Source organism: Novosphingobium sp. DS6-6 (assembly GCF_057784975.1).
On the sequence record NZ_JBYNTS010000022.1, the window covers coordinates 1 to 14,041 of the forward strand.

12 protein-coding genes, 3 tRNA genes and 2 rRNA genes are annotated in these 14,041 nt (G+C 61.4%); 13 read left to right on the top strand and 4 right to left on the bottom strand.

Annotation, left to right across the window (positions count from 1 at the left end):
• The 4 genes from AC3EDY_RS15730 to AC3EDY_RS15745 all read left to right on the top strand — a co-directional run.
• Window positions 1-117, top strand: a 23S ribosomal RNA gene (locus AC3EDY_RS15730); the annotation flags it as partial.
• Between the two features lie 163 nt (window positions 118-280).
• Window positions 281-395 (top strand): 5S ribosomal RNA (gene rrf, locus AC3EDY_RS15735).
• Window positions 396-490: 95 nt separating this feature from the next.
• Window positions 491-567, top strand: a tRNA-Met gene (locus AC3EDY_RS15740).
• A 366-nt stretch (window positions 568-933) separates the two neighbouring features.
• Window positions 934-2,316, top strand: coding sequence for an aspartyl protease family protein (locus AC3EDY_RS15745; RefSeq protein WP_488573441.1), 1,383 nt, complete (start codon window positions 934-936; stop codon window positions 2,314-2,316).
• 806 nt (window positions 2,317-3,122) lie between these two features.
• Here AC3EDY_RS15745 and AC3EDY_RS15750 read toward each other — a convergent pair.
• Window positions 3,123-3,196 (bottom strand) — tRNA-Gln (locus AC3EDY_RS15750).
• A gap of 179 nt (window positions 3,197-3,375) precedes the next feature.
• On the opposite strand from AC3EDY_RS15750, the gene AC3EDY_RS15755 reads away from it, so the two are divergent.
• The 4 genes from AC3EDY_RS15755 to AC3EDY_RS15770 all read left to right on the top strand — a co-directional run bounded on the left by AC3EDY_RS15755 (window position 3,376) and on the right by AC3EDY_RS15770 (window position 7,060).
• On the top strand, window positions 3,376-4,761 hold the full coding sequence (locus AC3EDY_RS15755) for a Ppx/GppA phosphatase family protein (RefSeq protein ID WP_488573442.1): 1,386 nt from the start codon (window positions 3,376-3,378) through the stop codon (window positions 4,759-4,761).
• Complete coding sequence (locus tag AC3EDY_RS15760) at window positions 4,758-5,453, top strand: RlmE family RNA methyltransferase (protein WP_488573443.1); 696 nt, start codon at window positions 4,758-4,760, stop codon at window positions 5,451-5,453. Before AC3EDY_RS15755 ends, AC3EDY_RS15760 begins: the two co-directional genes overlap by 4 nt.
• A 118-nt stretch (window positions 5,454-5,571) precedes the next feature.
• Window positions 5,572-5,645 (top strand) — tRNA-Cys (locus tag AC3EDY_RS15765).
• 164 nt (window positions 5,646-5,809) lie between these two features.
• Complete coding sequence (locus AC3EDY_RS15770; protein WP_488573444.1) at window positions 5,810-7,060, top strand: tyrosine-type recombinase/integrase; 1,251 nt, start codon at window positions 5,810-5,812, stop codon at window positions 7,058-7,060.
• Here AC3EDY_RS15770 and AC3EDY_RS15775 read toward each other — a convergent pair.
• Window positions 7,055-7,318: a helix-turn-helix domain-containing protein gene (locus AC3EDY_RS15775; protein WP_488573445.1), complete on the bottom strand. Its 264-nt coding sequence runs from the start codon at window positions 7,316-7,318 to the stop codon at window positions 7,055-7,057. The genes AC3EDY_RS15770 and AC3EDY_RS15775 overlap by 6 nt on opposite strands.
• Entirely contained in the window at window positions 7,315-7,623 is a 309-nt protein-coding gene (locus tag AC3EDY_RS15780) for a hypothetical protein (RefSeq protein ID WP_488573446.1), read from the bottom strand. The genes AC3EDY_RS15775 and AC3EDY_RS15780 overlap by 4 nt, the downstream gene beginning before the upstream one ends.
• Before the next feature lie 691 nt (window positions 7,624-8,314).
• Between AC3EDY_RS15780 and AC3EDY_RS15785 the strand changes: the two genes are divergently transcribed.
• The 4 genes from AC3EDY_RS15785 (at window position 8,315) to AC3EDY_RS15800 (ending at window position 11,792) form a co-directional block, all read left to right on the top strand.
• Window positions 8,315-9,193, top strand: a complete 879-nt coding sequence (locus AC3EDY_RS15785; protein ID WP_488573447.1) for a helix-turn-helix domain-containing protein — start codon at window positions 8,315-8,317, stop codon at window positions 9,191-9,193.
• A gap of 94 nt (window positions 9,194-9,287) precedes the next feature.
• Window positions 9,288-10,190, top strand: coding sequence for an alpha/beta hydrolase (locus AC3EDY_RS15790; RefSeq protein WP_488573448.1), 903 nt, complete (start codon window positions 9,288-9,290; stop codon window positions 10,188-10,190).
• 22 nt (window positions 10,191-10,212) lie between these two features.
• Complete coding sequence (locus AC3EDY_RS15795) at window positions 10,213-11,118, top strand: nuclear transport factor 2 family protein (protein ID WP_488573449.1); 906 nt, start codon at window positions 10,213-10,215, stop codon at window positions 11,116-11,118.
• Window positions 11,115-11,792, top strand: a complete 678-nt coding sequence (locus tag AC3EDY_RS15800; RefSeq protein ID WP_488573450.1) for an SDR family NAD(P)-dependent oxidoreductase — start codon at window positions 11,115-11,117, stop codon at window positions 11,790-11,792. Before AC3EDY_RS15795 ends, AC3EDY_RS15800 begins: the two co-directional genes overlap by 4 nt.
• Window positions 11,793-12,097: 305 nt before the next feature.
• Here AC3EDY_RS15800 and AC3EDY_RS15805 read toward each other — a convergent pair whose 3' ends face one another.
• Entirely contained in the window at window positions 12,098-13,174 is a 1,077-nt protein-coding gene (locus AC3EDY_RS15805; protein ID WP_488573451.1) for a winged helix-turn-helix domain-containing protein, read from the bottom strand.
• Window positions 13,175-13,249: 75 nt separating this feature from the next.
• On the opposite strand from AC3EDY_RS15805, the gene AC3EDY_RS15810 reads away from it, so the two are divergent.
• A complete protein-coding gene (locus AC3EDY_RS15810) occupies window positions 13,250-13,801 on the top strand; it encodes a hypothetical protein (protein WP_488573452.1) in 552 nt (183 codons plus the stop codon).
• Window positions 13,802-14,041: the final 240 nt, after the last annotated feature.

Genomic DNA, 14,041 nt, shown 5'->3' on the forward strand with positions numbered 1-14,041 from the left:
GCCTCCCTCAAGATAAGGTATCATCGAGTCGTGGTAGACCACCACGTTGATAGGCCGGGTGTGGACGTGCGGTAACGCATGAAGCTAACCGGTCCTAATCACTCCAATCATGCTTGTAAGGGCCCCCTGAAAAGGAACACTTTTCTGGGAACCAATGAATCCACACCCTCACCAACAACCCTGCACGCAGCAGCAATGCCAGCAGCAGCGGGGACGGACGATACCCCAAGCCAGATCACACCAAACACATCGATCAAAACCCCGTGCGCCGGCTCCATTGCCTGGTGACCATAGCGTCTGTGAACCACCCGATCCCTTCTCGAACTCGGCCGTGAAACCAGTCCGCGCCAATGGTACTAACGCTCAAGCGTTGGAAGAGTAGGTCGTCGCCAGGCATTGCAGCCCGCGCACAAAACCCATCACATGTCCCATGACCAACAAAACCCCCCTCGCATTCCACGACGGGGGCCCCGTCACCACCAGCCACCATCGCGGGGTGGAGCAGCCCGGTAGCTCGTCAGGCTCATAACCTGAAGGTCGCAGGTTCAAATCCTGCCCCCGCAACCAAGCCAGAAATATATGCAAACACTGCAAGCAATTGCCTAAATAGCAATATCGGATCATTTCTGCCCGCTGCAGAAAGGAGCCATGTATGCCAATCTGGACGTCCGTGCTCGTCGCTTGTGCCACTGCCTTCCTAGCCTTCGCCATCGGCCAGGCTGCGCCCGGGTTCGGTGTCGTTTTCTTAGCTCTGGCTTCCACATCCTGGGCAGTCTATTCCGTTAGAAGGGCGCAAAGGCCAAACCCATCCAAATCCCGAGGTTTGTGACGTCGACATAAACGGCGATGAATGGCTCAATCAAAGGGCGAAATCCGTTTGTGTTGCCGCGTCAGGCACATTACCTTAAGGTCCGGCATCAAGGAGACTGATGCATGACGATGAGCGTTTCACACCTGGCTCGGATTGTCATGCTCGCTGGTTCCGCCGGATTGTTGCTTGCACCGATTTCTGTCTGGTCGGCCTCAGGAATGCCGACGTCGAGCGTGTCGGCGTGCAGATCGGCGGCAACGCCGCGGAACACGGCCGAGCTTCTTGCAAGCGGTGACATCACGGCATTGCTCGCTGCAGCGGCGCGCACGAAGCGCGGCTCGCCGGCTGCCGATCTCCTGAAGGGCATCCGCGCTTCGTATCTTCTCGATGATGAGGAGGCCGCAACGCGGTTGGCGCGTTATCTTTCGGGTAGACGGGTGCCTCTTGCCTATTATGCAGGCATCGCGCTCGGCGGCGTGGAGTTGCGTCGAGGACATTACGCCAGAGCCGCTGAGGCATTTGCCAAGGGCCTGGCCGCGCGCTTTTCGGTTTCCGTCACGCCGGATGAAGTACGTGAAGCACGCCAGACCGAAGTTGTTGCGCAGGCTCTGAAAGATGTTCCGGCACAGTCGATTGCCGGAGGGCTGGATGGTACGCTGGCTGTAGGACGCGATGCTGCTGGCCTGCCTACCGGTGAAATCTCGATCAATGGCAACCCGCAGCGGGTGGTGCTTGATACTGGTGCAAACCTGTCGGTTACGGTGCAATCCAAGGTCCCCGCCTTGGGTCTGCGCCTTCTTCCAGACGACGTGACCATCGCAAGTCCTGTCGCGACGGAAACAAAGGCCCAGCTCGCGGTCGCAGATCAGATCGAAGTTGGCGGAGTGACGTTTCGCAATGCCGTGTTCATCGTCTTCCCCGACGAAGCGCTGACGTTTGCCAAGGGCGCCTACAAGATCGAGGCCATTTTGGGATTACCCGTGCTTTCACAGCTGGGTAGGCTACACTTCACAAGCGATAGCGCGGGTGAGGGGCTCCATTTCCAGAGATCGATGTCGCGCCAGCCGGTTACGACCGGGGCAAATCTGTTCGTCGAGGATCTCACGCCGAAAGTCGTGGCCTGTTCGGCACGCGATCGGGTGGCGATCCAGTTGGCCTTCGACAGCGGAGCACAGACATCTTCTCTTCGGCCGCTGTTCGGCAAAACTTTTCCCCGCGCCGTTGCCAACGCCAAAACCACGAAATCCCAGCAGGGGGGCGCGGGCGGGATGATCGAACGCCAGACACGCATCGTACCGCTCACCAAGATCGACTTCGGCGGCACCTTGCTGAGCCTTCGCGATCTTGAAATGGGCGAAGAGTCGCTCAGCCAGCCCGGGGATCATGCGCGGCTTGGACAGGATGTGCTGCGCGCCAAGGGCGGGTATGTGGTCGACTTCATCCAGATGCGCTTCGAACTTGCCGGCGCCCCGGCAGGATCAGGCGCGGGCGCAGGACAACCCTGAGATACCCGCGTGCAGCAATGACGTTCGCACGGTTAGAATGTGCCGGGAAGCAAGTTGACGCCCAACCTGCGCGATCACCGGCCCCGTGCGGGGCTGGCGCAGCAGCAGGTAACCGACCATGATGGCGTGCCCGCGAGACGATCGACACGATCGAGAACGGCGTCTTTGTGTCTTCCACAATATTGCGCTGAAACTGGCGCGCCATCTGGGGCCAGGGTGGCAGAGTATGTCCGCTTTGGGTTTTGGCTTGTCAAGACGGATGAGCGGCATTTTTCCCAGAAAGTTCGGGCATTCCCACCGGGTCATCCCAAATGCAGAAACGGGTCGTTTCGATCGTGGCGCATTTTCGGGAAGATCGGGTTGACCAATGCGGGATAGCCAACATTATCCGCCGCGATGTTGATACTGGCCCGGATCGACCTTTCAGGCGCTGACCTTGCTCTGTTCGATGAGTATGAAAGTGTCGCGCTGGCTTTGCTGCAAGTATGGTGCCCGGCTCGAGGATCGATTGCGCGCGGCCGACAATTCTGTCGAGATTCATTTGCTTTATTTTCCGGGCTCTGAGGCGCTGGCATCTTTCAAAAACGATCCAATTCGCATATCTGCTCAACCGATTTGGGAGCGATGCGGTGCTTCGTCGTCGCTGATCGAGGTTATGAGGAGAGATTGGATATAAGGGGCTGATCCTGAAGCGTTCCTAAACCCCGATCCCAAATCGGGGTCATCTCCGCGATCGCCATTCCCGTTCGTTGCGAGAGCGCTAAGCGATACAAGCCCCTTGAAAATCGTATTATCAGGAATTTACCTGGATGCCCCGCGAGGATTCGAACCTCGATTGACGGAGTCAGAGTCCGTAGTCTTACCATTAGACGACAGGGCATCGGGAGGCGTCGCTCTAATCGGGCTGTTTCGGAGCGTCAACCCACTTTTGCCGGGATGAAACAGCCGCAACCGAGGCACTCTGGGCAAATCTTGCTCACCGCACGCCATGGCGCTACGGTAGCGGCAAGTACCCGGCCGGCATGTCAGCCGGCGGGATAACATAAGCGAATATGCAGCATGGCGGATTCCCTTCCGCCGGCCAGGGGACGAGGGCCGCGATCCGGCGGAAGGAACAGGCAGCGAGGGCCGCGCAAGGCCGGACCCTTGCCCGATACCGCCGGACAGCTACCCGCCCGAACGCCGGCCGGCCTGAGCACGGCGCAGGACGCCCTTTTGGTGAAGACCTGGGCAAAGTCCGGCGCTAAGACGCGCGCGTCTGCCGCAAAGCGCAATCCTGCGGCCGTGCAGGCGCGCGAACCTTCACATGCCGCAATCGATGGTGACCCGCTCTCTGCCCCGGAAGCCGTTTTCGCTCCCGTTGGCGCGCCTGCCCAGGCGGCGCCGGTCCCGCCTGTCTGGCACAAGCCGGCGCCGTTCCACCGCCAGGCCTATGCCGCGATCGATCTGGGCACCAACAATTGCCGACTGCTGATCGCCCGCCCTGCCGGCAGCCATTTCGTGGTGATCGATGCCTTCAGCCGCGTGGTGCGCCTGGGCGAGGGGCTGGCCCAGTCCGGTCGTCTGTCCGAAGCGGCTATGGACCGGGCTCTGGCCGCACTCCATATCTGTGCCGAGAAGCTTAGGAAGCGCAATGTCCAGCTTGCGCGTTCGGTGGCGACGGAGGCGTGCCGCCGCGCCAGCAACGGGGCGGAATTCATCGAGCGGGTCCATTCGGAAACCGGCATCCGCCTGAACATCATCACCGCCCAGGAAGAAGCCCGCCTCGCGGTGCTGGGCTGCCATATCCTGCTCGAGCACGGCCACGGCCCGGCGATGATTTTCGATATCGGCGGTGGTTCCACCGAGATGGTGCTGGTCGATCCGGCCGATCCGGTACCGCGCATTATCGACTGGCAAAGCGTGCCCTGGGGCGTGGTTTCGCTGACCGAAGGCGTGGGGCCGATCGCCGACAGCCCCGCTGCTCGCGCCGCCGCCTATGATGAAATGCGCGCTCGCGTTGCCGAGGGCTTTGCGCCGTTTGCCCAGCGCATCGCCCCGGCCCGCGCCCGCGCCCTGGCCGAAGGGGCGATTCGCCTGCTCGGCACCAGCGGCACGGTCACCACGCTTGCCAGCCTGCATCTCGGCCTGCCGCAGTATGATCGTCGCGCGGTGGATGGTCTGATCGTGCCGACCCAAGCGATGCGCACGATCAGCCAGAAGCTGGCACATCTTTCACCGGCCGAGCGGATTGCCGTGCCCTGTATCGGGCGCGAGCGATCCGATCTGGTGGTGGCGGGGTGTGCGATACTGGAAACGATATTCGATATCTGGCCGGCCGACAGGCTGGGCATTGCCGACCGCGGCATTCGCGAAGGCATTCTGCGCTCGCTCATGGCCACGGGCGGCGATGCCGCGCGCAGCCGCGCGGCGCTGCGCCAACTCGGCAAGGGCACGCGCTCATGAGCCGTTCCGGCAGAGACCCTCGCGAACGGCTGAAGACGGCGAAAAAGCGCACCGCTTCTTCGGCCCGCTGGCTCTCGCGCCAGATCAACGATCCCTATGTCAAGCAGGCCAAGGCCGAGGGCTGGCGCAGCCGCGCGGCATTCAAGCTGATCGAACTGGACGAACGCTTCGCCCTGCTCAAAGGCCGCCAGCGCGTGGTCGACCTTGGCATCGCGCCGGGGGGATGGAGCCAGGTGGTGCGCCAGAAGGCCCCTGCCGCGCGGGTGGTGGGGATCGATCTTCTGCCAACCGAGCCGATCGAGGGCGTGACCATCTTCGAGATGGATTTCATGGCCGACGAGGCCCCCGCGGCGCTTCAGGACGCGCTCGACGGCCCGCCCGATCTGGTGCTGTCAGACATGGCCGCCAATACGGTGGGGCACAAGCAGACCGATCATCTGCGCACGATGGGCCTGGTCGAAACGGCGGTCGATTTTGCGATCGGCACGTTGGCGCCGGGCGGGGCTTTCGTTGCGAAAGTCTTTGCCGGAGGGACCGACGGCGAACTGCTGACGATCCTCAAGCGCAACTTTGCCAGCGTGAAGCATGCAAAGCCGCCGGCAAGCCGCAAGGATTCCTCCGAATGGTACGTCATCGCCCAGGGTTTCAAAGGGCGTGCCGAACCGGGCGATGCCGGCCCGCCGGGCGGGTAAAAGACGTGGCGCCCGCAGGGATGCAGGCAAGCCCGGCAAAGAATCCCGTTGCGGTAGGCGCCGCTCTCCGCTAACCGCCCGGTTCCCACCCGTGGCCGCCGCAGGCCACGCGACCCGAGGCCCGATGGCGGAGTGGTGACGCACCGGACTGCAAATCCGTTTACGCCGGTTCGATTCCGGCTCGGGCCTCCATTTCTCCGTTTGAGGACGTCCGGCAACGTCCACCAAACGGCTGTTTTCCGACATTTTTTCTGGTATGTTCGCCCACATCGGTTCGGACGGTTCCACCAACATCCCGGTACATTGATGGTACGGATGATGGATCAGCCCCCGAGCACGGATGCGGAGGTCCATCAATGTCGGACGGTACGAAACGCAAGACGGGTTTGACCGCCAACGCGGTGAAGCACGCCAGGCCCCGAGAGAAGGATTACAAGCTGTCAGATCGCGACGGCCTGTACCTGCTCGTGAAGACCACTGGTACCCGATACTGGCGCATGAACTATCGCTTTGGTAGACAGCAACGGACGTTGTCGTTCGGGCGCTGGCCAGAGATTCTGCTCGGCGATGCGCGCGAGATGCTGATCGAAGCGCGTCGCCAGCTCGCCAAGGGCCTCGATCCGCTGGAACAGGCAAAGCTGGAAAAGATCGCCAAATCCATCGCAGCCACCAATACGTTTCAAGCGGTAGCGGAAGAATGGCTCGAAAAGATCGAGAAGGAAGGGCTAGCCGCTATTACCCTCAAGAGGGCGCGCTGGCTGCTGGCGCAAACCTACCCGGCCTTGGCCAGGCGACCGATCTCTGAAATCACGGCCCACGAACTGCTGCTTGTCCTCAAGAAGATCGAAGCCTCCAAGCGATACGACACCGCCAACCGGATCCGCAGCACGTGCAGCCAGGTGTTCCGCTATGCCATCGCTACGGCGCGGGCCGAGCGGGATATCTGCTCCGATCTGCGCGGTGCGCTCGTCACCCCGCGCACTAATCACCGCGCCGCGATCACGACCCCAACGGAAGCCGGCGGACTGCTTCGCGCGGTCGAGGACTATGACGGCAACGACCTGACCCGGATCGCGCTGCGCTTGCTGCCCCACCTGTTCGTCCGTCCCGGCGAGCTGCGTTGGGCTGAATGGAGCGAGTTTGATTTCGACAAGGCGGTCTGGACGATCCCCGACCACAAGATGAAAATGCGCCGCCCTCATGCTGTGCCGCTGTCACGGCAGGCCTTGGCGATCATCGGTGAAATCGAATACGACGCCCGCTACAGCGCCTTCCTGTTTCCGTCGCTACGCGCTCTTGACCGCCCAATGTCGGACAACACGATCAACGCCGCATTACGTCGGCTGGGTTTCAGCAAGGATCAGATGACCGGTCACGGCTTTCGCGCCATGGCCGCCACCTTGCTCAACGAAATGGGCATCTGGAACCCCGATGCCATCGAGCGCCAACTTGCCCACGCGGACGGCAACTCGATCCGCCGCGCTTACGCCCGTGGCCAGTATTGGGAAGAGCGGGTGCGCATGATGCAGCACTGGTCCGACTACATCGATCAACTGCGCGACGGCGCGACCATCCTGCGCCCCAAATTCGGCCACAGCGCATCATAACAGCCCTTGCCTCGCGCGCTCGATCAGAGCGTGAAGGCTAGCTACCGAGACCAGAGTGCACCGCCCGATTTTGACCGTCTCCAGATCACCAGAAGCGATCAGCTCATAGAGCTTGGATCGCCGGATGCCGGTCAACCGAATGGCATCCGCGATCCGGACGGAGATTGGCTCGAGCGCGATTTCTGTCACAGCGGGCTTGGCAAATGGCAGCGCAAGCTGCTCGCTCTCGCGCAACATTGATCCTGCGCGCCGGATCATCGTCTCTGCTCCGGATCGGCCTCTGTTACCTTGCGCCGGTGGGCTTCGTGCACCCGGCCGCGAAGGGACTTGTCCGGATGTTCGAGAAGCAGGCCATCGAGCGCCACGGCAATGAACGTCAACTGCCGCTTGATATGCTCGACATTCCTGCGGCCTTCCTCCCGGAACTCCTGGCCCTGAAATAGATCGGTGACGATAGCGCCGATCCACTGGCTGCGGCTCTGCTTGGCGCGGGTGGCCTCGTCCTGAACCCAGGCAGCGACATGCTTGGGCAGGTAGGTTTGGATGGAAACGTTGCGTGTCATACCGTACTCCATGGTGGTGGAGCCTGGAACACACTGCGAAAGGCAAGTCAGTTCTACTTATGTTCTGATTGGACGTCAAGCGACTGCCGAATGCCGGAAGTCCGCTATTTCCTCGACCAGTTGATTTGCCACAGCAGGCTGGATGCACGGCAAGTCAGATTCGACTGAGAAGCTGCCATGTTGAAAAATGGCATATTATGACATTATTTCATAGTTTTAACCGCTGCGATTTGTCGCGTTCAGTGTGTATTGAACTGTACCCAACTTCGGGGCCGGGGCCAGCCTAGGCAGTCCTATTTCGCACACGGCATCTGCGCTTTTGTATCGTCTGGGCGAGCAAGCGTCGGTGGCGATTGAACCGACCGAAATCGACCAGATTAAGACGTTGATGTCTTCTGCAAGAGTGTCCGCTCCCAACAATTTCGGTCGTACGGCTCTAGCGAGGCTGATGAGAGAAAAACACGGACAGAGCACGTCGCTTTGCCCGATGCGCGATTCACCCGCCGTTTGCCCTGTCACACGGGTCTAAGCATGGCACGAACATGTCACAGCGCTTTGATAACGAATGAGGTGCCCGCTCTCGTCGCTAGCGCTGCGAGACCCCGGTTCATCGATGCGATAACAAGCTTCCGAATCATGACGCGGCAAGGCACAAAGGACTGCAGGTCAGACTTCCGCGCTTTGAAAGATCATGCGTTATCAGGACATTTATCCGTCCCCTGCAATGTTTCGCAGCACCGATGTCATCCGGCCTCGCGCTGGGCATCTGGTCGTACTCGAGTATTTCGAGGCCGATCCCGCCGGCATGCCAAAGGCGCGCTTTGCGCAGCACCACATTCTCCTGAATCTGCGCGAAACCCCGCACCGGGTCGAAAACTGGCGCAGCGGCCGCCACCTGGACTATCACATCGCCTGCAATGACGTGGTCGTCACGCCCGCCGGCATGGAGAGCGGATGGTTTTGGCACGAGAAAAGCCGGGTGATCATCATCACGCTCGATCCTGTTCGAACGGGGCGCTTTGCCCAGGTTGAGCTTGGGTTGCTCCTGTCGCCATCGCAGCTTCAGGACGTGCCGAGGGCCAACGATGAAGACCTTTGCCTGACCGGCATCATGCTTCTTGATGCGTTGCGTCAGCGGGCCGCGGGCGCCGAAGTCATGTACGAGAGCTTTGCTAGGATCTTCCTCGTCAAGCTGCTGCAGCGCTATGGCGAGACGCAATCGGAAGACCTTGGCCTTGCCCAGGGCCTTACGGTGGAACGTTATCGCAAGGTCATGGCTCTGATCGAGACAAGGATCGGCCAGCCGATCACGATCGAGGATATGGCAAGCGAAGCGGCCCTCAGTCCCGCGCACTTTTCGCGACTGTTCCGGATCGCCGTCGGCGAGACCCCTTACCAGTTCCTGATGGCGTATCGCGTGGAGCGCGCCAAGAGCATGCTTGCGGATCCGAACTGTCCCATCATCGACGTGGCGCTGACGTGCGAATTTGCCGATCAGGCCCATCTGACCCGCATTTTCAAACGGATCACCGGCCGAACCCCTCGCGAATGGCGGCTCGCCCGCAGGTAGCAGGAATCTTCAAAAATCTCGCAAGGTTCATCAATCCTGGCCACCTGACAATGACCTAGGCTTCCTTTCGCAACCTGAAGAAAAGGATGTGCCGATGTCGATTGTGATGAACGTTGCTCGCGTGGTCCGTGTCCAGTTCGAAAGCCACGGCGATCGCCTCGTTGGCGACCTCTATGTGCCCGAGAGCATCGAAGGCCCCCTTGCGGCTGTCATTGTCACGGGGGCTTGGACCACCGTCAAAGAACAAATGCCGGCGCGCTATGCGGCAGAGCTTGCACGACACGGTTTTGCCGCCCTGGCTTTCGACTTCCGGGGCTGGGGCCAATCCGAAGGCGTCCCCCGCCTGGAGGAAAATCCCGAGAGGAAAACGCAGGACATCGTGGCTGCGGCCGCTTTTCTCGCCGGCCTTCCGGAAATCGATCCGCGCCGCATCCACGGGCTGGGCGTTTGCGCAAGCGCCGGTTACATGGCCGATGCTGCAATTCGCTCGCCCGACATCGCCAGCTTCGCCCTTGTCGCGCCCTGGCTGCATGATGCCGAATTCGTTGCTGCCATCTATGGCGCCGACAATGTCGCGACAATGCTTTCGGCCGCCGACGAGGCCATTGCCAGGTTCTCGTCGACGGGAGACGAAACCTTCATCCCGGGCGCCAGCCTCAGCGATGCCAGCGCGGCCATGTACGGGGCGGCCTATTACACGGAGCGCGATCGAGGCCAGATCCCCGAATGGGATAATCGTTTCAACGTGTCCGCATGGCGGCCGTGGCTGACTTACGATGCGCAGCGCCTGGCGCCCGCGGTGAACAAGCCGTTCGCCATGGTGGAATCGGAATCGGCGGCACTTCCGGCCGGAGCGCGGCGCTTCTTTGCCGCGGTGCCGGGTCCCAAGGCGGAACTCTGGATCGATGGTGCGGACCAGTTCGCTTTCTACGACCAGGAGGACGCGGTCCGGCAGGCAGGCGATTTTGTTGCCCAGCATTTCCGCTCGGCCCACTGACGGCTGGATATGGAGAATGGCCATGAGCGTTAGGGACGAAAGGGCCGGCGCTGCCGACGAAGCAGCTATTCGCACGCTGGTCGCCGCTGTCGCTTCATTTGCGGATCGGGGAGAATTTGAGGCGCTTGAGCGGATCTATGCTCCTGAAGTCGCGCTCGACTATACCAGTCTTGCCGGAGGAGAGCCCGAGATCGTTAGCAACACGGCGCTAATGACGCGGTGGGCAGGGGTGCTTCCGGGATTTGACCGCACGCACCACGCGATATCCGAGGTAGATCTCTCCTGGGAGAACGCTGAGCCCAGCGCAAAGGCCAGTGTCGTCGCGGATCACTGGCTCGGCGCGCAACACTGGCGCCTTGTCGGACGCTATTCCTTCACCTTCGAAAAAGATGGAAGGGACTGGCAGATCACCAGCCAGCGCCTCGACATCGACAACGAGCAGGGTAGCCGCGAGATTCTCGCCGCTGCCGCGGCCAGATGCTCGGAAGATCCGCCGGGCTGGCTCGTGCGTGAGCAGGCGCGGCAACTTGCAATGGATTTCCTCATCGGCCTGGAAGAGAAAGACATGGCTCGCGTCAATGCCGTATGGGCGGAGGACGCGATCCAGGATATGCCCTATGTCCCCCCCGGAATGCCGCGGTCCATCATCGGGCGCGAGGCTCTGATCGAGCACTATGCCGCCTGGCCCGAGCGGAGCGGTGCGGCGCGCTTTACCAGGGACATCCGATTCTATCCGACCCGCGATCCGGCTACGGTCATTGCCGAGTTTTCAGGTTCGGTCGAGGTCGTTGCAACGGGGCGTCATTATGCGCAGCGTTACCTCGGTATCTGGCATACCCAGGGCGGCAAGGTGAGCCTCTACCGGGAGTATTTCGAGCCGGCTGCATTCGCCCATGCATTTGGCCTTGGCGCGGATGCATCGGCATGAGCAGGCCGCGCAGCGCTCTCGTGACCGGCGGCAACCGGGGGATCGGGCTTGAAGTCGTGCGCCAGCTTGGCGCAGACGGCTGGACCGTCTGGCTTGCCGCCCGTGATCCTGCCAAGGCGGCCACCGCGGCGGCAAGCATGGAAGGCGACATCCGCACTGTCACTCTTGATGTCGCTGATGTCGATGCCGCTGCGCGCGCCTATCGCGAGACAGGTCCGGTCGATGTGCTCGTGAACAACGCGGCCGTCCACTATGACAGCTGGCAGCGGCCGCTTGGGGCGGACTGGCGGATCATAAGGGAAGCGATCGAAACGAACCTGTTCGGCGCCTGGGCACTGGCGCAAGCCTATGCGCCTGCCATGCGGCATCAGCGTTGGGGTCGCATCGTGAATGTCTCGTCGGAAGCTGGCTCGCTTGCCAGCATGGGCGCAGGAACGCCGGCCTATTCGGTGAGCAAGGCGGCTCTCAACGCCTTTACGATCGCACTTGCCGACGAGTTGCGGGGAACGGGCGTGCTGGTCAATGCCATCTGCCCCGGTTGGACCGCAACCGACATGGGCGGTGGTGGGCGCCCCGTCGCGGACGGCGCGCGGTCCATCGTCTGGGCCGCAACGCTGCCCGATGATGGACCGACCGGCGGGTTTTTCAGGGATGGCAAGCCACGTCCATGGTGACAGTCTGTGCCATAGACATGGCTGAAGGTCCTGTTACGCAGTCATTTGCGGTCGTCCACTATGCCCTTGGTATGCGGTGTCGCAATCGGTCGTTTCGAGTAAGCAGCAAACGAGCGCGTTCCTCCACGTCCCACATGCTTGCGGCAGTAGCCGACCAGGTCCGGTCGTTTACGATCGTCAGACTGAACGACCGACTCCGCCCGAAGCCGACATTCCGCTTCGGGGTCGCGCTCCCACCCCCGAGCACGACCGGAAGTAGATGGCTTTCCGAAGGTCGGCTATAAATATTCGTCGGCATGCGCTTCTTAGCCGGACTTTATTGTTCGATTACGCGCAGCCAAGAGGCTTACGCCGATCGCCAGAATAAAGATTTGGCTTTCCACGCCGACCGAAAACCCGATCGCTGTCCTCGTAAGTCCTACCTCGCCAATCACCTTGCCGATGTTTGCAAGATTCATCTGCGTTCCGGAAAGGCCCTGCGTAAGGGCCTGAAGAGAGCCGACCAGCAATGTCCCTCCGGAGACGAAAATGAGGGCAGCTGCGCAAGCACCTGCGATCAGGCAGACGGTGACCACGATCCGCCAGTTGCATGCGGCTAGTGCTACCCAAGCGACCACACCCGCGGCCGAGCCCAGCACTACGCCTTCGAAAGGGCCGGTCACATTCGCTATGGACACCCCCGAAAGAAGCCCCACACTCTCTCGTCCGAGCAGGTTGCCCAGTGCGCCTACGGCAAGGCCGCCAATCGCAGTTCCGGGCACCAACCATCCATCGGCACGTCCGCGCCACGTCAGAACCCCAGCCATGCCGGCGCCGAGCCCCGCACCGGCGAGCAGGCCGAGCGCACCGATCATCGCCGCCAGGATCAGCACTTGCGCGCTGCTGCCGGTCGCTGCAATCATGCCGTAGATCAGGCCGGCCATTGCGCCTGACACAAGGCCTGCGAGGGTGCAGGCTCCGGCGACAAGGGATCCTTGTGCGCGCGACATTTCCAGTGAGTGCGCGGTCTTAGCGGCGATGAAGCGATAGCCGTGTTTGGGCACAGTTTCGATGAAGCGCGGATTGGCCGCATTGTCTCCCAAAGCGCGTCGCAGCGTCCGAATGCATTGCGTCAGCGCCTCGTCGGTCACCGGGATGCCTTGCCATACCTGATCCATGAACACGTCTTTGGTGACAAGCTCACCGCGCCGCGAGACGAGCAGGGCGAGTGCGTCGAAATAACGGCTGCCAAGCTCGATCGGCAGGCCGTCCTTTCGCAACTGCCGGTTGTCGCAATCGAGCTGGAACGCGTCAAAGCGGAGGATGTGGGCCGGTGTCTCCATGTTCCAGCGGTCTGGTGTCATCTTGCGGCCGAAGCAAGCGTTGCGCGTGTTTTCAGTCACTGCTCATGAATTGCTCATGCCTTTCACAGGGGGCCGGATCATGGCCGCAGCGGGAAACACAATTGGAGACCGATCATGAACGACCTTTCTTTGCACCGCGCCCCGCTGTTCAACGGATGGCGGATTGCTGGTTGGGGTAGCCTTCTGGCCTTGCTGATGCTGCCTGCCTTGGCGATGCAGATGACCAGTGAGGTGAACTGGACCGCCGGGGATTTCGTTTTTGCCGCGATTCTGCTCGGTTTTATCGGAACCGTTATTGAACTGGCGGCGCGGTTTGCCCGGCCCGGTGCGCCGCGCATCGGTTACCTAATTGCGGGCTTCACTGCCTTTTTTACCTTGTGGTCGAACGCCGCGGTCGGCATCATCGGCGACGAGGATTACGTTAACGTCTTCTTCTTCATCATGGTTGCAGTGGCCATTCTTGCCGCGATGGTCGTCCGGTTCCGACCGGGGGCGATGCAATGGATCGCGGTGCTGCTGGCGACCGGTCAATATGCCGTTGGTATCGCGGCGCTAAGGTTGATGCCCGGTCACGCGGTTGAATGGGGCTTTCTCACCGTTTTTGCGCTGTTGTGGCTGACGGCAGCATGGTGTTTCAACCGTGCTGCTATTAAGCGGCCCGGTTAGACCGAGGCGCGATTGGAGTGGCCGCTTCGTGCAACTTGGTCGACCACTAAGGGTCGGCTGCCGAAAGGCAGCAGTTTTCCAGAATGGAGGCAAAGCCGCCATTTGCGGCCCGATCTGAATGATCCGACACCATTCTCTGGACCACCCGGGGTTAGAGTTTCCCGGCGAGGGTCACAGTGACGGGCTGGGTGCGTCACCGGGATTAATCAGCGTGATCGGGGGCTTGTTGCCGATGGCGCT